Source organism: Staphylococcus sp. AtDRG32 (assembly GCF_004365845.1).
GTDB lineage: Bacteria > Bacillota > Bacilli > Staphylococcales > Staphylococcaceae > Staphylococcus > Staphylococcus hominis.
The window spans coordinates 744,967-762,506 of record NZ_SODE01000001.1; the positions used below are offsets into that span (position 1 = coordinate 744,967).

Below are 17,540 nucleotides of genomic sequence, written 5' to 3' on the forward strand. Positions count from 1 at the left end.
TTTTTAAAAATAGGCTATTCTATGGATATAGTTATTAATTAAACTTTATAAAATTTTTATAATTCAATTAATTTGTATAAATAGATTTTTAAATGCTAATAATAATTTGAGGTGAGTATAATGTCAGAAGTTAGAATTCTTACTAACAACGATTTAAATCAATATATTACTTTAATATCAAATGATTCACATACTTATTCATGGGATAAACTTTATTTTCAACATGTGTCTCCAAATTACTTAAAACACATTCTATCTAAAGAAGAAGAGTATTGTAATATTTTTGGCAATTTTAAAAATGAAAAACTTGTGGCTGGTGTTACATTGCGACAACTCAAACAAGTGGGCACACAACATAAAGCAATGTTAGAAAATCTCTTTTTAAAAGACAAAAAAGACGAGATTACTTTGCAAAATTTAATCTGTGAAGTGATTAATTATGCAAAGTCTCGTCATATTGAAAAACTAATGACTTGTATTACCTCAAATCATATTGGTGCAAAGATTTTTTTCACTGCACTTGGTTTTGAAACTTTAGGGATTGAAAAAAACTCATTTAAAGTAGATGATACTTATTTTGATGTTCATTGGCTACTCTATGATATTAAATAGTCAGGATAATGATTTTACTTATTGGCATCATCGATTGTAGGATCCACCATATCGAGAAATTCAAACTTTCCATGTGTATAAATAAATTTTAAAATACAACAATTTCCAATGATATATTGATTTGCCATATCATCACCTATCCATTTTCTTAAAAAAACCTGAATGGCTGTACCATGGCTTACCGCTAAGAATGTTTTTCCATTAGAGGACTCTAATAAATTACTTAATGTCGTAACGATACGATGTTCAACTTCATGTTTCGTTTCTCCTCCGAAAGAGCGTAGTCTAGTTCCAAAAATGTCGTGTTTATCCCAAACTGCATCCAATAATTGAACACTATCCCCTTCAAATAGTCCAAAACTCCATTCTTTTAATCCTTTATTACGTTGATATGCTTGTTCAGGTAAAACATTTTCTAACGTATCACATGCCCGTTCCGAACTAGATGAATATGCTTCGTCAAAAGTAATATGATTATGTTTAAAGTAATGACCTGCTTGCTTCGCTTGAGATATTCCTAATTCAGTAAGTGGAGAATCACTTGCACCTTGTACTTTCCCTCTTAAATTAAACATAGTTTGTCCATGTCTCATTAAATAGAGTATTTTACTCATTACATTCACCTCAATATATTTTTTAAATAATATAGGCAACTTTCTTTTACACCACTTTATAATCCATACATAGTATATCTTAATTTTTTTATACTTAAAAATAAATAAAGGTAAAAAATTAATTAATACACGTTTGGTTCTCATTGTGATGGGTATAATGAATTATAAGTTTTACAAATAAAGGAGCGTTCATTGTGAATGATCATCATCAATACAATTATGTCAATCCTAATAAGCTCTCATTAGATTGGGAATGTTTTGTAATAAGTAAATCAGAAATGTTACTTGATGGAGTTCCTAGTGAACTTATTCATTCGTGGTTAGATAGAGAAATTATAGAACCTTTTTCAATTAGAGATAATGAATTAAACTTTAAAACTAAAGATATATGGAATGCGTTAAAGCAACAAAATTGGTACTATCCTAATTCAAATTAATTTATAGAGACTCATTGCTCGATTAGCGCTTTCAATTAGTTGGTGATCAACGTAATTTGACATCACATATGCTCTAATTTCTTTATTATTGCGTTCGTTTTTGGGAAATTTATGATCATTTACAATGTAGTTTGCTAAACTTCCTAGTGGTGTATCATCATTAATAAATCCAATAACAAAATCATAAAATGTCATTTTTTTCCTCCTCACATTACAACATTTCAGTATCTCCTATCATCTTATTGTTTCTAAATGAATGATGTTTATTTATATATAATCACATCAGTAAGTTATATTTTTTATAAGAGTTGTAATGTTTTAATTGATTTTATTAAAATAATTAAAACACTTTATTTCTAATTATTCACTAAAAACATTCTATGCGAATATTAATTTTCTGTAAATGTGACGATTTTTCGAATTTTTATACTCTTTTATTTACTTTTTTGATTTCCCCTTTTAATTGATACGTTTATTAGTTAATCATACATATTTATGACTGCCGATGAGTACATTTTAGTTTAATCGCCGGTTTTTTTATGTAAATTTACGAAGTCATTCTTTTAATAAGGATTAAAGTTTTACCTTTCTTTTAAAGAAGTGATATGATGATAAAAAAGACATCATTGTTATAGAGGTGACACTACCTATGAATATTAATAAATTATTTTGGATTAATATTATGATTACCCTTTTATTTCTAGGTTTTAACATTATTGTCACCTATTTTCCTAAGTTAGATGATTATTTCTGGCTCATACCTGGTTTAATCATATGTGGCCTCACTATTTCATTCAGTTTAATTGCCGCTATCTTGGATAAAAACCTTATAAGCGAAATAATTTTTTTAACTAATCTAATCATTTTTTTATATTATATATATCCACTGATATATAACTTTTTTTAATTAAAATGTGGGAGGTTTACAAATGAGTACACATTTAACGATTTTACTTTGGCTGGGTATTATATTTGTTGTTGCTGCTTCAATTATATTAGGGTTATTGCTAAAATCTAAAAAAGAAGAACGTAAAGAATCATATTTAGGCTTTACAGTCATCTTCTATATTTTTGGTTTTGCTTTACTGATATATATACTATTATTTGGTATTTTATAAATAGGGTTTAAAAGAACAAAATACGATTTTATTTTGTTCTTTTTTATATGTTTCTCTATAAAACGATTAAGGAGATATAAATTGAAGATTATTCAATTGAAACGTATTATATTTGTGATTTTCATTTTATTACTATTTTTCGCGTTCTCTTCTCATACTTATGCATCTATAAGTTCCACTTCTTCATCTTCAGAAAAAGGAAATGATTTCAAATTACAACCTGGTGATATTATTCTTACAAAAGGTCCGGTATTATTTGGTTTCTTTGGACATTCAAGTATTGCTTTAGATCATGATACAGTTTTACAAATTGAAGGACCCGGCGATAAGCCTATTATTGAATCTTTCGAATCATTTAAACAGCGATTTGGCGTTAAAAAAAATGATTGGATTAAAATATATCGTTGTGAGTATCCTAATGCAGGTCAAAAAGCAGCTAATTGGGCAAAAGCTCATTATAAAAATAGTGATAAAACTTATTTAGTTACACTTAATTTAAAAAGTGAACGCTTTACTTATTGTACTAAAATTATCTATCAAGCATACAAATATGGTGTAAGTAAAGATACGATAAATGATCATGGTTTACTAATTATCTCTCCATATGCTTTAGTTGATAATTTTAATAATGACTATCGTCTTAAACTAGTAAAAAAATACTAATAGTTAAAGAATATGGCGTTACACTATACTTTTCTATACTAAGAAATGATATATAAAGGAACAACTTATTTTTATGAAAAACAAAAAATTACATTATCGATTCTTTTATTATATGTTTTTAACTCTTATTATTATATTATTTATTCTTCTCTTTCTTTACTTTTATAAACATTTTGAGTTAAAACAACATCAATCCTTAGATTACTATGCTAACTTTAATGATTTAAAACAACATACAACAAAAAATAAAGATTGGAAAATAATCACAAAACACCGTAAGCACAGCGATACCTTAATTACAGCTATTCATGGTGGAAGTATTGAACCTGGAACCACTGAACTCGCTCGTCGTATTTCAAATATTGGTCAATATAATTTTTATTCATTTGAAGGTCTACGTTCAGATAATAATGCTCAACTACATATTACTTCTACTGTTTTTGATGAACCTCAATTATTAGATATGCTCAACCATTCGTCAAAAACAATATCTATTCACGGATATGCAGGCGATGAACCCATTGTTTACGTAGGTGGTAAAGATAAAAAATTAGTTCAAACATTACGTCATTCATTAACTCATCATGGATTTACAGTACAAAAAACGCCTAAAGGAATTGAGGCCCTTTCCTATAATAATATTATTAATAGAGATAAAAAAGATACAGGAGTGCAACTGGAATTGACGACCCGCCAGCGAGCTTTGTTTTTTAAACATAATAAATTGGATAAAAATAATAGACGATATTCAAAAAATTATACGAGAACATTTTATAAATTTGCCGAAGCAGTAGATCAAGGTATTAAAAAAGCGCAATAAATGTAATATCGTTTTTTTAGTTTTTTAATTAAATTAATTTGGGTATATATAAGTAATGAGTTTAGGAGGCGTTTCTATGGACGAGTTAACTAAAGAACAAAAATATACAGTAGCAAAATTTTATAAGCTATATATGGAACGTTCAAATAGTGGACAAACAGAGGAAGAAGCAAATAATTTTAAAGATAGTATTACAGCTCAAGATGATTATTTTTGCGATAGAAAATATAGTGATTTCTTAGAAAATTGCAAAGTTCTTATTGATCATGGCTATCTAGATGGAAATATTATGTCTGATAGAATTGATAATATTAAAGTTACAAATAAAGCTTTTACTGAAATTGAACAAAGCTTTAATTAAGAATATCTAATTTTTTCAAGTTATTTCTATTCAAGAATATTTGCTTAAAAGTCTTAAATAAATATATTTATTTAATTATGAATATAACTTTTAAAGCCTGCACATATGTATTGAGTATGTTTCAGGCTTTTTATTTTTAATAGAGGTGAGTTTACATGAATCATTGGAAAATTAATAATATGACGAATAGAAATCTACTTATACAACAAAACGAAAATGATGTATCTATAGTTGAACCTTTAAATAACAGTTCATTTAAAATTCTATCAGAGTTTAAACTGAATACATCCTCTCTTCCTATTAATACATATGATGAACATTTATATGTTTCAATCAATTTTAAAAATGAAGAAATTAATATTTACAATAAATCGAATGAATAACACTATTATATTAATAATTTTATCAACTAAATTGTTTTAAAAAAATAATAAAATGTTAAATAAATATTAATATTTATTATGTAATATTTATAGTGAAATTTGATTGACATATTGTAATGATGGAGGTCAGTTATGGATAAAATTATATTCTATCTAGGCATTACTTTATTTTTAATCGCTTGTATAGTCATTATTTTTGGTATTATTGCTATTTTTAAAAATAAAAATTACTTAAAAATGCTTGCTATGGCTATTATTATTATCTTATTAAGTATGCTTGCACTGGGTATTCATAAAGTCATTGAGAGTAATAATCCCTCTAAAAGTGGCATCACTCCTATAAAAAAAGAAAAGCCTAAAGATAATAAAACAAATAAAGAAAATAACAATAAAAAAGAAAATAATTCTAAGAAAAATAATAAGGATACATCACATGAGTCTATTCAGGATACTCCTTCCACTCAAGAAAACACACCCGCCACAGAAGAAAATTCAATTCAGTCATCAGAATCACCAACTACACAACAATCAATACAACAAGAAAACCCAACTACTGAACAAAATAATGCGACTACAAATAATCAAAATTCTACACAACGACAGCAAGAACCTTCAACACAACAACAAGACACATCTCAATATCAGACGAATTCAGCAAATAATGATTCAAAACAAACACATTCTACTCACAACCAGAATAGTCAAAATAGTACTCAATATAATCATACAAATGAATCTAATACAACAAAAGACAACACTAATAATGTAAATCAAAATAGCACATTAAATACAACTCAAAATACACAAAGTAATAATACGAATAATAATATAAACCAAATAAACAATTAATAATAAAAAAGGTAGAGCTTTGAGGCTCTATCTTTTATTTTTGACATCATTTTAAAATTTATAAATATTTATTGAATATTACATTTAATATGCCATACTAAAATATGATACGACTTAAAACAAAGGGATGAGACAATGAAAAAATTAGCCTTACTAACGCTTTCAAGCTTTCTAATATTAGGTGCATGTAGTCATAGTAATGATACAGTCAAAGATGTAAACGAAAGTGCACATAAAAAGAATAATCCAAAAGCACACAAATCCAAAGGCAATTCTGAACGCATAGATAGTAAAAAAATAAATAAAAACTAAAAATAAGGAGTAGAAGCGCTCTTACTATCCATCGCTTCCACTCCTATTTAATTATCATTCTTCGTATTGTTTAAAGTAATCTTCGTCTAAATGGTTAAGATGAATATTTTCAATTTGTAGTGTAACATGTTCTAAATTATATTTTTCTTTCAACAATTCAGAAACTTTATTAACCGTTGAATACGGCCATTTAGTATATTCATCACTTAAAACAACATGAGCACTCAATGAACTATGGTTTGTAGTGATGCTCCATAAATGAAACTCATGCACATCTATAACGCCTTCAACGCTTTTCATTGCATTAATAATTTCATCTGAATCATATCCATCTGGAATACGCTCCATTAATACTTTCCAAGCATTTTTAATTATTTTATAACCACCATTTAAAATGATAAGAGAAATGATGATACTAATGATTGGATCAATAATTGCCCACCCAGTAAAATGAATAAGTACTACTGCTACGATAACGCCAATTGAATTTAATAAATCTCCGAAAAAATGCCATAATGCACTTTGAATATTGACATTATCTTCTTTTCTTAAAGATCTAAATAAAATAAGTGTTAAAATGATATTTATAATAAGACCTAATACAGCTACAAATATCATAATACCACTTGCTACCGGTTCAGGATGTATGATTCTCAAAATGCCTTCGTACATAATACCTAACGAAATAACAATTAATGCTAAACCATTTAAGAAAGCTACAATAATTTCTAATCTTAAAAATCCATACGTATAATGTTTCGTTGGAGGCTTACTTGCAAAATAAATAGCAAGCATAGACAATCCTAGTGCCAAAACATCACTTAACATATGGAATGAATCTGATAATAAAGCAAGTGAATTAGCATATAATCCACCTACAAACTCTACAATTGTAAAAATCAGCGTAATAATCAAAGAAGACCAAAGCGTTGCTTTTGAACTACTTTGAAATTTCCTATGTTCTACATGATGAAAATATTTTGATTGATTGTTCATTACTTCTCTCCAAACAATTAAATTATAAACTATTTTCTTTAAAACTACCCTAATATATATTAAAAAAACCTGCAACCAATAAGGTTACAAGCTATAAGATGGAGGCGGCGGGATTCGAACCCGCGTCCAGAGGTCCTGATACAAATCTTTCTACGTGTGTAGTCTATTGATTCATTTCGCATATTGGTAAGCAACAGACAACCAACAATATGCTAGTTTGATTAAATTTCATCTAAACAGACTTCAAACGGCAGTGTTTAGCATATCCTATTAGGGTTGAATCGCGTTAACAGCACATAGGAAATGCTGTTAGGCGATGCAGAGTGCTATTACGCAGCTACTGCTAAATTATTGTTTGATTTGTCAGTTATATTTAACCGAATGTGTTGATGACGGAGACAACCCTCCGACACGCTTAATAAGCTCGGGGGACCCCTGTCGAATCCAAAAACGCCCCCGCAATATCATAAAATATAAGATACAGTTTAATTTAAACAACTTTACTTATCATAACAAATAGAGCCCGATTAAGCAACAATTATGCTTAATAACGGGCTTTCATTGCACGATCAACGTCTCGTTTCATTGCTTTATCTTTCAATGCTTGACGTTTATCATGCAGTTTTTTACCACGAGCTATGCCTAATAAAACTTTACATTGTCCATGTTTTAAATACAATTTTAAAGGAATAATCGAATATCCAATTTCTCTTGTACGTTCGCCTAGTTTGATAATCTCTTTTTTATGCAATAACAACTTTCTTGACCGTAATGGATCATGATTAAAACGATTTCCTTCTTCGTATGGAGCAATATGCATATTATTAATGTACATTTCTCCACGCTTCACTTGTGCATAACTATCTTTTAAGTTCGCACTACCACGTCGAATCGATTTAATTTCTGTACCTTGAAGCACAATGCCTGCTTCAATGGTATCTTCAATATTATAATCATGTCTTGCTTTACGGTTTTCAGCCAACGTACCTGGTGATTTTGTTTTTTTCTTGGCCATTAATGTATGTCACCTCTTTGCTGATTATTTTTTCTTACGACGCGCTTTTTTCTTAATATGTTTATCTTTATAAAAAGGTTTATGCTTAGTTGAGCTTTGTTTATCACGTTGACGTTGATTTTTACCCTTACGTTGTTTACGCTTTTTCTTTTTGTTTTTTTGATGATTATCTTTAGATTTATCTAAAGATTTACCACGTGTTTTAGCTTGAATCGTTTTTCCACGAGCAGGACGCTGTGATTTATCCTTTTTAGGTAATGGCATGCCAACAATTTGGAAATCTATCATGCGTTCATCTACGTCTACATGAGTAACTTTAACTGTTACCTCATCACCAATTCTAAACACTTTAGCATGTCGTTCACCTATCAATGCCATTTGTCGTTCATCAAATTGATAATAATCATCTGTCATATTAGAAATATGAACCATACCTTCTATCGTATTTGGTAATTCAATGAACATACCAAAATTGGCAACAGAGCTTACAATACCTTCAAATTCATCGCCAATATGTTGAATCATATACTCTGCTTTCTTCAACTCATCTGTATCTCTTTCTGCTTCAATTGCACGACGTTCACGTTGAGATGTATGTTCTGCTAATTCTGGTAATGTTTCTTCCCATTGATGCATCTCTTTATGATTCATAGAGTGATCGACAAGATACTTACGAATTAAGCGATGGACAGTTAAATCTGGATAACGACGAATCGGAGAAGTAAAATGTGTATAATATTCTGCTGACAAGCCAAAATGACCTAAATTCGTATCATCATAATGTGCTTGTTGCATTGAACGTAACATCATTGTTGAAATAACCATTTGCTCAGAACGACCTTCAACTTCTTCTTGGATAGATTGTAATGTTGAAGGATGAATATCTTCGCCTGTGCCTTTAACCATAATACCAAAATTAGTAATAAAGTCGAAGAACTGGCGTAATCGATCTGATTTTGGTTGTTCATGAACACGATAAATAAATGGCACTTCTAATTTGTTAAAATGTTCAGCAACTGTTTCATTGGCTGCTAACATAAATGATTCAATTAAACGCTCTCCTTCACCACGTTCTCGCAATATTACATCTGTAGGTAGGCCTTCTTGATTGACCAATACTTTAGCTTCATTAATATCAAAATCAATTTCACCACGACGTTTACGCATACGGACAAGTCGATTAGATAAATCTTGTGCCAAATCTAACATTGGAACAATTTCACTGTATTGTTGACGCACTTCTGTATTTTTTTCGGTAATAATTTGATTCACTGCATCATACGTCATACGATAGTTTGAATGAATAACACTATCAAATATGTCATGATTCACCACTTCGCCACGCTCATTTATTTCCATACGACAACTTAATGTTAAACGATCTACTTCAGGATTTAATGAACAGATACCATTACTTAAACGGTGTGGAATCATTGGAATAACACGGTCTACTAAATATACACTCGTTGCTCTATCATAAGCTTCTTTATCTAGCGCAGAGCCTTCTTTTACGTAATAACTTACGTCTGCAATACTTACTGTCAATTCCGTATGTCCATTATCTAGACGTTTAACGCTAATTGCATCGTCTAAATCTTTAGCATCTGCACCATCTATTGTAATTGTAAGATCGTTTCTTAAATCTCTTCGTCCTTTAATTTCTTCGGGTTTTATTTCTTCAGGGACTGATTCCGCTTCTTTTAATACCTCATCAGGAAATTCAATCTCAATTCCATGCTGATATATAATTGAAAGAATATCTACTCCTGGATCATTTTTATGACCTAGAATAGCAGAAACATGTCCTTCTGGATTATCTGTGCCATCAGCATATTTTGTGATTTGGACAAGTACTTTATGACCATCTACGGCTCCAAGACTCTGTCCTTTAGGTATAAATATATCTTGCATAATACGTTTATCATCAGGAATGACAAAACCAAAATGTTTTGCTTCACTATACGTACCTACCACTTGTGTGACAGAATGTTTTTCTATAGATTTTACTTCACCTTCAACTTTTCCACGATGCTCTCCTCTGGATTTTTGTAATTCAACTATTACTGTATCTCCATCTAAAGCACGGTTAATCTTTGTTGGTGGAATAAAAATATCTTCAAATTCTTCGTTTTCTGGGCGTAAAAAAGCAAAGCCTTTTTTATTTTGACTTAAAGTACCTCTTATTAATTTTGAACTTAAGTTCTTATTTGATGCTTTACGTTGATAGCGATCTGTCTTTGTTCGCTCTACCAATCCTACTTGTTCAAGTTCAACGAGCACCTTTATTAATTCTCTAAATGAGTCGGCACTACTAAGACCTAAAGCATCTTGAAAGTCTGATACAGACATCGGTTCATAATCAGGTTGTTTTACAATTTCTTCAATGGATTGCTTTAAATTCATCATGCCCCTCCTTTCTTTAATCAATTATTTTTATGATTTATTCAGACCAGTCTAATCCTTCTAAAAACTCATATACATCTTCAAACACTTGTTCTTTTTCTTTATCAATTGTAATGACATGTCCTGAATTTGCATACCATTTAATTTGTTTTTCATCTGAATCTACATTTTCATATATATAATTTGCTGACTGAGGATCAATCATTTCATCTTTTTCAGCTTGAACTACTAAAATAGGATCTAAAACTTCATCTACATCATTACGCACACGACTTAACGTATCACTAAGTTCTTTGAGTGTTTCAGTAGGATGAAAATCTTCCATTTCTTTATCAATCGTTGCTTGGTCTTTACCTTCATATTTTTTAAAATTACGTGCATATTCTAAAAAACCTTCATAGATTGTACCTTCTGTTTTTACTTCGGCAGGTGCACACATTGTTATGATACCTTTTACAGGACGGTTTAAACTTAACTTCAATGCAAATACACCGCCTAATGACAATCCAGCTACCGCTATATCTTCATAACCTTGTTCTACAAGATAATCATAGCCATCAAGTACATCTTTAAACCATACATATGGACTAGATTTTAATATCTCTTCTGGTGGCGCAGCATGCCCTTCATACTGTGGTGCATAGGAAGTATAACCCTTTTTTTGTAAAAATCTACCAAGTTGTCTTACATCAGATGAATTACCGGTGAATCCATGTAAGAGTAAGACTGCTCTTTTACCTTCTTGGAAAAAGAAAGGTTGAGGTAACTTAATTTGCATTTTTTATCCCTCTCTAACAAAAATTATAATATGATTACTTTTTTATTTTGTACTAATAGATTGTATTCATTATATAATCAATCTATTTTATTCCCTTAATAGCTTAAAAATATGCATTGATGATCATATTAAAATAATGATTTCATTATAAAATGTGTTAACTCTATTATAAATAAAAAAGCCCGACATTGATATCGTCGGACCTTATAAACCAAAATAACTTATTCCAATCATTATTAAAAAGAAAATGATGGCTAACACAATTGTCAATCTATGCAAGAATAAATCGACGCCACGTTGTTTTTGCTTACCAAATAACTGTTCAGCGCCCCCACTAATCGCACCCGAAAGTCCATTACTTTTACTTTCTTGGAGTAATACAACAGTAATTAATGCAATACAATCAATAATTAATAAGACCATAAATAATGTATGCATGAAAATTGTCCTCCGTTCATTATATACGTTCCGAATTATAACATATTCTTAATATAGTTATCAAATACTATCGATTAAATGTACTTTTACGTACAATTGAAATAATTAACATATATATTGCTAATATTGTTGAACCAATCACGACGATTAAAATAGGTAAAATAAATAAAATAGATTTTGTTTCAATAATAGCATTTAACACCATCGTTAAGTTGACAAGTGTAAATAATACATTTGATACATATACGGCAAACATAAACCACCAAAGATATTTATGTCGATTCCATAAAGCAATTACTCCAGCTAAATATGCGAGAATATACATAATACCTGTATATCTAAAACTATTTAAAATGTTATCTACTGCACTGCTTGATGCTTCTTGATGTGCTAGTGTTAACAGTGTTTTAGCAGTGTGAGCATCTAAAGCAATAAAATTATGGATAATTAATAATATACAAAATACAAGCGAACTATATCCAATCCATTGACCGGCAATACGTTCTCTTTTATTTGACTGATTAAGTTGTTGATCCATCTTCAATTCTCCTTCTTTCAATTACAGGATTATTATATCAGTTTCATCAATGAAGTTAAATCTTACACTTCGAGGCTATTATTTAAAATTTTATATTAAAAAAAGCCTGTCATAGTCTCAACTCTATGACAGGCAAACGCGTGAACTCTATTAATTTTAGTATGTTACTAAAATTATTTATCTAAATTGTAGAAAGATTTAATTCCGTCAAATTTTGCTGTTTCAAATAATTCATCTTCAATACGTAGTAATTGATTATATTTCGCAATACGATCTGTTCTTGATAATGAACCAGTTTTAATTTGACCAGCATTTGTTGCTACTGCGATATCAGCAATTGTTGTATCTTCAGTTTCACCAGAACGGTGAGATACTACCGCAGTGTAACCAGCTTTTTGAGCCATTTCAATAGCATCAAATGTTTCAGTTAATGTACCAATTTGGTTTACTTTGATTAAGATTGAGTTACCAATACCTTGTTCAATACCTCTAGAAAGAATTTCAGTATTAGTTACGAATAAATCGTCACCTACTAATTGAACTTTGTCACCGATACGATCAGTTAATTGTTTCCAACCGTCCCAGTCATTTTCATCCATACCATCTTCAATTGTAATGATTGGATATTTACTAATTAATTCTTCTAAGTAGTCAACTTGTTCAGCTGCACTACGTTTCGCACCATGTTCACCTTCGAATTTAGTGTAGTCATATACACCATTTTCATAGAATTCAGATGACGCACAGTCAAATCCTAAGAATACATCTTCGCCTGGTTTGTAACCAGCTTTTTCAATCGCTTTAATGATTGTTTCAACTGCATCTTCAGTACCGTCAAATCTTGGAGCAAAACCACCTTCGTCACCTACAGCAGTTTCTAATCCGCGTTCACTTAAAATTGATTTTAAGTTATGGAAAATTTCAGCACCCCAACGTAATGCTTCTTTAAATGATTCAGCCCCAGTTGGTAAAATCATGAATTCTTGGAATGCAATTGGTGCATCTGAGTGAGAACCACCGTTAACAATATTCATCATTGGCACTGGTAATTGTTTACCGTTAAATCCACCGAAATATTTGTATAATGGTTGACCTAATAAGTCAGCAGCTGCACGTGCAACGGCAATAGACACACCTAAAATAGCGTTTGCACCTAATTTACCTTTGTTAGGTGTTCCGTCTAATTGAATCATCATTTTATCAATTGATACTTGATCTAAAACTGAAAATTCACCTTCAACGATTTCTGGAGCGATAATTTCGTTTACATTTTCAACAGCTTTTGTAACACCTTTACCGCTATAACGTGATTTATCTCCATCACGTAATTCAACTGCTTCGTGTTCACCAGTAGAAGCACCTGAAGGTACTAAAGCACGACCAAAAGCACCACTTTCAGTTAATACTTCAACTTCAACTGTTGGGTTACCACGTGAGTCTAATACTTCGCGAGCATAAACATCTGTAATAATTGGCATAATAAATAATCTCCTTTAAATTTAGATTCCTTAATTATTATAACTATTTTTTGTTATTTAATAAAATATTTATACTAAGATGACTTAATATTAAAGAATAATATTAAATCATCTTAGTATTTACAACTTTACTAATGCTTAATTAAAGATTCACCTGTCATGTCTGACGGTTGTTCAACATTTAATAAGTCTAGTAATGTAGGTGCTAAGTCACCTAAACGACCAGTTTCACGTAATGTTACATCTTCTTTAGTAACAATTACTGGAACTGGGTTTGTAGTATGAGTAGTCATAGGTTGATCATCATCAGTTAAAACTTGATCTGAGTTACCATGGTCAGCTGTAATTATTGCATAGCCATTCATATCTAAAATTTTATCAACCACTTCACCTAAACATTCATCTACTGCTTCAATTGCTTTGATTGTTGGTTCAAGCATACCACTATGACCTACCATATCAGGGTTAGCAAAGTTTAAAATAATTAAATCTAAATCACCTTTGTCTAACTCTTCTAACAATGTATCTTTAACTTCGTATGCACTCATTTCAGGTTTTAAATCATACGTAGCAACTTTAGGTGAATCGATTAAGCGACGACGTTCACCTTCAAATTCTTCATTACGTCCACCACTCATGAAATAAGTAACATGTGGGTATTTTTCAGTTTCTGCAATACGTAATTGTTTTAAATTATTATTTTGAGCAACTTCACCAATTGTATTAGTTAAATCAACTTTTTCAAATACGACTTCTGCATCAACATTATCATTATATTTAGTAAATGTTGCATAGAATAAATCATTTACACGCTCAACTTTAAAGCCGTCAAATGCTTTATTTGTAAATATTTCAGATAATTGTGCTGCTCTATCAGGACGGAAATTGAAGAAGATAACAGCATCACCATCTTGAACACCTTCATTTTGTCCTTCAACTATGAAAGGTTCAACAAATTCGTCTGTAACGTCATTTTCATAATTCGCTTCTACACCTTCTTTAGCGCTCGCATAAGAAGGTCCTTCGAAATTGCGAATAGCATTATAAGCTTTTTCTTCACGATCCCAACGTTTATCACGATCCATAGCGTAATAACGACCTGAAATCGATGCAAATTGACCTACACCAAGTTCTTTAAATTTAGCTTCTGTTTCTACAATATATTTAATTGCTGATTTTTGATCTACATCACGACCATCTAAAAATGCATGTACATACACTTTATCTAAACCTTTTTGTTTAGCAAGTTCTAATAATGCAAATAAATGTTTGTAATGACTGTGAACACCGCCATCTGAAAGTAAACCAAATACATGTAATGCTGAATCGTGATCTTTAACGTGTTGAGCTGCTTTACCTAACACTTCATTTTCGTAGAAATCACCATCTTCAATGGATTTATTAATACGAGTTAAACTTTGATAGACAATACGACCTGCACCTATATTCATATGACCTACTTCAGAGTTACCCATTTGACCTTCGGGAAGGCCAACATCTAAACCACTTGCTTCAATTTGAGTCGTAGGATATGTGTTGTAATAACGATCGAAATTGGGTTTATGCGCTTGTTTTACTGCATTACCATGTTCACTTTCACGGTTAGCAAAACCGTCTAAAATAATTAATGCTGTTGGTTGTTTAGCCATAATTATTTAGCACCTTCTAACAATTGTACAAAATCATCTACTTTAAGTGATGCGCCACCAACTAATGCACCATCGATATCTGATTGAGCCATATATTCTTTAACATTATTTGGTTTCACACTACCACCATATTGAATACGAGTCGCATCAGCTACATCTTGACTAGACACGTCTGCTACTGTTTTACGTACTTGTGCACACATTTCATTTGCATCTTCTGAAGTAGCTGATTTACCAGTACCGATTGCCCAAATTGGTTCGTAAGCAATGACAACTTCTTTAAGTTGATCTTCTGACAAGCCTTTTACTGCTTCTTTTACTTGGTTGCTTACTACTTGGTTAGCTTTGCCATTTTCTCTTTCTTCATCTGTTTCACCAACACAAATAATTGGTGTCATTCCATGATTAAATACTGCATGTGCTTTTTTATTTACATCTTCATCTGTTTCATGGAATAATTCACGACGTTCTGAATGTCCAATAACGACATATTTAACACCTAAATCAGCTAATGCCACTGGAGAAGTTTCTCCTGTATATGCACCATTATCTTCAAAATAAGTGTTTTGAGCACCAATTTTTAATCCTTTTGCTTTGCCATCATTCACTAGAGAGATTAATGCATCTAATTGAATTGTTGGCGCACAAATTACTGATTCAACTTCCTTTTCATCAGGTAATGTAGGTAAATTGTTTACAAAGTCTTTAGCTTCTTGAACTGTTTTATTCATTTTCCAGTTACCAGCTATGATTGGTTTTCTCATTATTGACACTCCTATTATTAATAAATTTAAAATTAATTATAAATATTTACGTTCTTTTATTGTTTTCCCATGAAAATCATAAAAGAAACATTTTTATGATTTAAATAAATATTATTTATCGTTAATTGCTTTGATACCAGGTAATTCTTTACCTTCAAGGTATTCTAATGAAGCACCGCCACCAGTTGAAATATGAGTGAAATCCTCTTCAAATCCTAGTGAAATTGCAGCCGCTGCTGAATCACCGCCACCGATAATTGTGATTGCATCTTCTAAGTTAGCAATTGCTTTACATACACCAATTGTACCTTTAGCAAAATTACTAAATTCAAATACACCCATAGGTCCGTTCCATACTACTGTATGAGCACCTTGTAATTCTTTAGTAAATAACTCTATTGTTTTTGGTCCAATATCCATTGCTTCTTGATCACTTGGAATTTCATCAATAGATACTTCAGTGATTTTAGCATCGTTTGAAAATTCTTTAGCTACTTTACAATCAACAGGTAATACAATTTGATCGCCATTTTTTTCTAAAAGTTCTTTAGCAAAGTCAATTTTATCTTCTTCTAATAAAGATAGACCAATTTCTTTACCTTGTGCTTTTAAAAATGTATATGCCATACCGCCACCAATAATGATTTTATCAGCGATATTCACTAAATTTTTAATAACACCAATTTTGTCAGATACTTTAGCACCACCTAAAATAGCCACAACTGGTTTATGCGGGTCATTTACCACACCACCAATAAATTTAATTTCTTTTTCCATTAGGTAACCTGCAGCTGTTTCTAGATGAGTAGAAATACCAACATTTGAAGCATGTTCACGGTGTGCAGTACCAAATGCATCATTTACAAACACATCACCTAATGATGCCCAATACTTACCTAATTCAGAATCATTTTTAGATTCTTTTTTACCGTCTAAATCTTCAAAACGAGTATTTTCAACTAATAATACATCGCCTTCATTTAAATTTTTAATTGCAGATTCTAATTTTTCACCGCGTGTTTCTGGAACAAACACAACTTCTTTGCCTAATTTTTCAGTTAATGAATCTGCTACTGGTTTTAAAGTTAACTCTTTTTTATCACTTTCTTCTTTAACTTTACCTAAGTGAGAGAATAATACCAATTTACCGCCTTGTTCTAAAATATATTTAATTGTTGGTAAGGCTTGAACAATACGGTTATCATTTGTAATTTCACCATTTTTTAAAGGTACGTTAAAGTCAGCACGTTCAAGTACAACTTTTCCTTTTAAGTCTAAATCAGAAACAATTTTTTTTGCCATTATAATTTCC

The 17,540-nt window shown here is 30.7% G+C and carries 22 protein-coding genes and 1 other RNA gene; 10 read left to right on the forward strand and 13 right to left on the reverse strand.

Annotated elements, in window-relative coordinates; all coding sequences use genetic code 11:
* Nucleotides 1-120: 120 nt before the first annotated feature.
* The gene (locus BDW25_RS03585) at nt 121-612 is read left to right on the forward strand and encodes a GNAT family N-acetyltransferase (protein ID WP_002448223.1); all 492 of its coding nucleotides are present in this window, start codon (nt 121-123) and stop codon (nt 610-612) included.
* A 14-nt stretch (nt 613-626) separates the two neighbouring features.
* Here BDW25_RS03585 and BDW25_RS03590 read toward each other — a convergent pair whose 3' ends face one another.
* Nucleotides 627-1,226, reverse strand: a complete 600-nt coding sequence (locus tag BDW25_RS03590; RefSeq protein ID WP_002448069.1) for a histidine phosphatase family protein — start codon at nt 1,224-1,226, stop codon at nt 627-629.
* 194 nt (nt 1,227-1,420) lie between these two features.
* Here BDW25_RS03590 and BDW25_RS03595 point away from each other — a divergent pair, with 194 nt between their 5' ends.
* Complete coding sequence (locus BDW25_RS03595; protein ID WP_002448133.1) at nt 1,421-1,663, forward strand: hypothetical protein; 243 nt, start codon at nt 1,421-1,423, stop codon at nt 1,661-1,663.
* On the opposite strand, the gene BDW25_RS03600 is transcribed toward BDW25_RS03595, so the two are convergent.
* Nucleotides 1,655-1,858, reverse strand: a complete 204-nt coding sequence (locus BDW25_RS03600; RefSeq protein ID WP_002448195.1) for a sterile alpha motif-like domain-containing protein — start codon at nt 1,856-1,858, stop codon at nt 1,655-1,657. The two genes, BDW25_RS03595 and BDW25_RS03600, sit on opposite strands and share 9 nt — an antisense overlap.
* A gap of 454 nt (nt 1,859-2,312) precedes the next feature.
* On the opposite strand from BDW25_RS03600, the gene tsaA reads away from it, so the two are divergent.
* The 8 genes from tsaA (at nt 2,313) to BDW25_RS10860 (ending at nt 6,169) form a co-directional block, all read left to right on the forward strand.
* A complete protein-coding gene (tsaA, locus tag BDW25_RS11010; protein WP_002455569.1) occupies nt 2,313-2,570 on the forward strand; it encodes a type II toxin-antitoxin system antitoxin TsaA in 258 nt (85 codons plus the stop codon).
* Between the two features lie 22 nt (nt 2,571-2,592).
* Complete coding sequence (gene tsaT / locus BDW25_RS03610; RefSeq protein WP_002448257.1) at nt 2,593-2,781, forward strand: type II toxin-antitoxin system toxin TsaT; 189 nt, start codon at nt 2,593-2,595, stop codon at nt 2,779-2,781.
* Nucleotides 2,782-2,877: 96 nt separating this feature from the next.
* Complete coding sequence (gene lnsA, locus BDW25_RS03615; RefSeq protein ID WP_369962964.1) at nt 2,878-3,444, forward strand: lipoprotein N-acylation protein LnsA; 567 nt, start codon at nt 2,878-2,880, stop codon at nt 3,442-3,444.
* Between the two features lie 73 nt (nt 3,445-3,517).
* Nucleotides 3,518-4,264: a poly-gamma-glutamate hydrolase family protein gene (locus BDW25_RS03620; RefSeq protein ID WP_002448118.1), complete on the forward strand. Its 747-nt coding sequence runs from the start codon at nt 3,518-3,520 to the stop codon at nt 4,262-4,264.
* A 76-nt stretch (nt 4,265-4,340) separates the two neighbouring features.
* On the forward strand, nt 4,341-4,625 hold the full coding sequence (locus BDW25_RS03625; protein WP_002448116.1) for a hypothetical protein: 285 nt from the start codon (nt 4,341-4,343) through the stop codon (nt 4,623-4,625).
* 155 nt (nt 4,626-4,780) lie between these two features.
* Nucleotides 4,781-5,008: a hypothetical protein gene (locus tag BDW25_RS03630; protein WP_133944835.1), complete on the forward strand. Its 228-nt coding sequence runs from the start codon at nt 4,781-4,783 to the stop codon at nt 5,006-5,008.
* Nucleotides 5,009-5,140: 132 nt separating this feature from the next.
* Nucleotides 5,141-5,857: a hypothetical protein gene (locus BDW25_RS03635; protein ID WP_133944837.1), complete on the forward strand. Its 717-nt coding sequence runs from the start codon at nt 5,141-5,143 to the stop codon at nt 5,855-5,857.
* Nucleotides 5,858-5,992: 135 nt separating this feature from the next.
* Nucleotides 5,993-6,169: a hypothetical protein gene (locus BDW25_RS10860; protein ID WP_002455572.1), complete on the forward strand. Its 177-nt coding sequence runs from the start codon at nt 5,993-5,995 to the stop codon at nt 6,167-6,169.
* 54 nt (nt 6,170-6,223) lie between these two features.
* On the opposite strand, the gene BDW25_RS03640 is transcribed toward BDW25_RS10860, so the two are convergent.
* The 11 genes from BDW25_RS03640 to BDW25_RS03690 form a co-directional block, all read right to left on the reverse strand.
* Nucleotides 6,224-7,165, reverse strand: coding sequence for a cation diffusion facilitator family transporter (locus BDW25_RS03640; RefSeq protein ID WP_002448097.1), 942 nt, complete (start codon nt 7,163-7,165; stop codon nt 6,224-6,226).
* Between the two features lie 96 nt (nt 7,166-7,261).
* Nucleotides 7,262-7,623: a transfer-messenger RNA gene (gene ssrA, locus BDW25_RS03645) on the reverse strand.
* Nucleotides 7,624-7,709: 86 nt separating this feature from the next.
* Nucleotides 7,710-8,180 (reverse strand): SsrA-binding protein SmpB, encoded by a 471-nt coding sequence (smpB, locus tag BDW25_RS03650; protein ID WP_002448235.1) that lies wholly within the window; start codon nt 8,178-8,180, stop codon nt 7,710-7,712.
* Nucleotides 8,181-8,204: 24 nt separating this feature from the next.
* Nucleotides 8,205-10,583, reverse strand: coding sequence for a ribonuclease R (gene rnr, locus BDW25_RS03655; RefSeq protein WP_070671699.1), 2,379 nt, complete (start codon nt 10,581-10,583; stop codon nt 8,205-8,207).
* A 37-nt stretch (nt 10,584-10,620) separates the two neighbouring features.
* Complete coding sequence (locus BDW25_RS03660; RefSeq protein WP_002448246.1) at nt 10,621-11,361, reverse strand: alpha/beta hydrolase; 741 nt, start codon at nt 11,359-11,361, stop codon at nt 10,621-10,623.
* 204 nt (nt 11,362-11,565) lie between these two features.
* Nucleotides 11,566-11,799 carry a preprotein translocase subunit SecG gene (secG, locus tag BDW25_RS03665; protein WP_002448159.1) on the reverse strand — a complete coding sequence of 78 codons (234 nt, stop codon included), beginning with the start codon at nt 11,797-11,799 and terminating at the stop codon, nt 11,566-11,568.
* 67 nt (nt 11,800-11,866) lie between these two features.
* The gene (locus BDW25_RS03670; RefSeq protein WP_049418665.1) at nt 11,867-12,337 is read right to left on the reverse strand and encodes a hypothetical protein; all 471 of its coding nucleotides are present in this window, start codon (nt 12,335-12,337) and stop codon (nt 11,867-11,869) included.
* 173 nt (nt 12,338-12,510) lie between these two features.
* On the reverse strand, nt 12,511-13,815 hold the full coding sequence (gene eno / locus BDW25_RS03675; RefSeq protein WP_002448208.1) for a surface-displayed alpha-enolase: 1,305 nt from the start codon (nt 13,813-13,815) through the stop codon (nt 12,511-12,513).
* A gap of 131 nt (nt 13,816-13,946) precedes the next feature.
* The gene (gene gpmI / locus BDW25_RS03680; protein ID WP_133944839.1) at nt 13,947-15,464 is read right to left on the reverse strand and encodes a 2,3-bisphosphoglycerate-independent phosphoglycerate mutase; all 1,518 of its coding nucleotides are present in this window, start codon (nt 15,462-15,464) and stop codon (nt 13,947-13,949) included.
* A gap of 2 nt (nt 15,465-15,466) precedes the next feature.
* Complete coding sequence (tpiA, locus tag BDW25_RS03685) at nt 15,467-16,228, reverse strand: triose-phosphate isomerase (RefSeq protein ID WP_049432213.1); 762 nt, start codon at nt 16,226-16,228, stop codon at nt 15,467-15,469.
* A 111-nt stretch (nt 16,229-16,339) separates the two neighbouring features.
* The gene (locus BDW25_RS03690; protein WP_002448058.1) at nt 16,340-17,530 is read right to left on the reverse strand and encodes a phosphoglycerate kinase; all 1,191 of its coding nucleotides are present in this window, start codon (nt 17,528-17,530) and stop codon (nt 16,340-16,342) included.
* Nucleotides 17,531-17,540 lie beyond the last annotated feature (10 nt).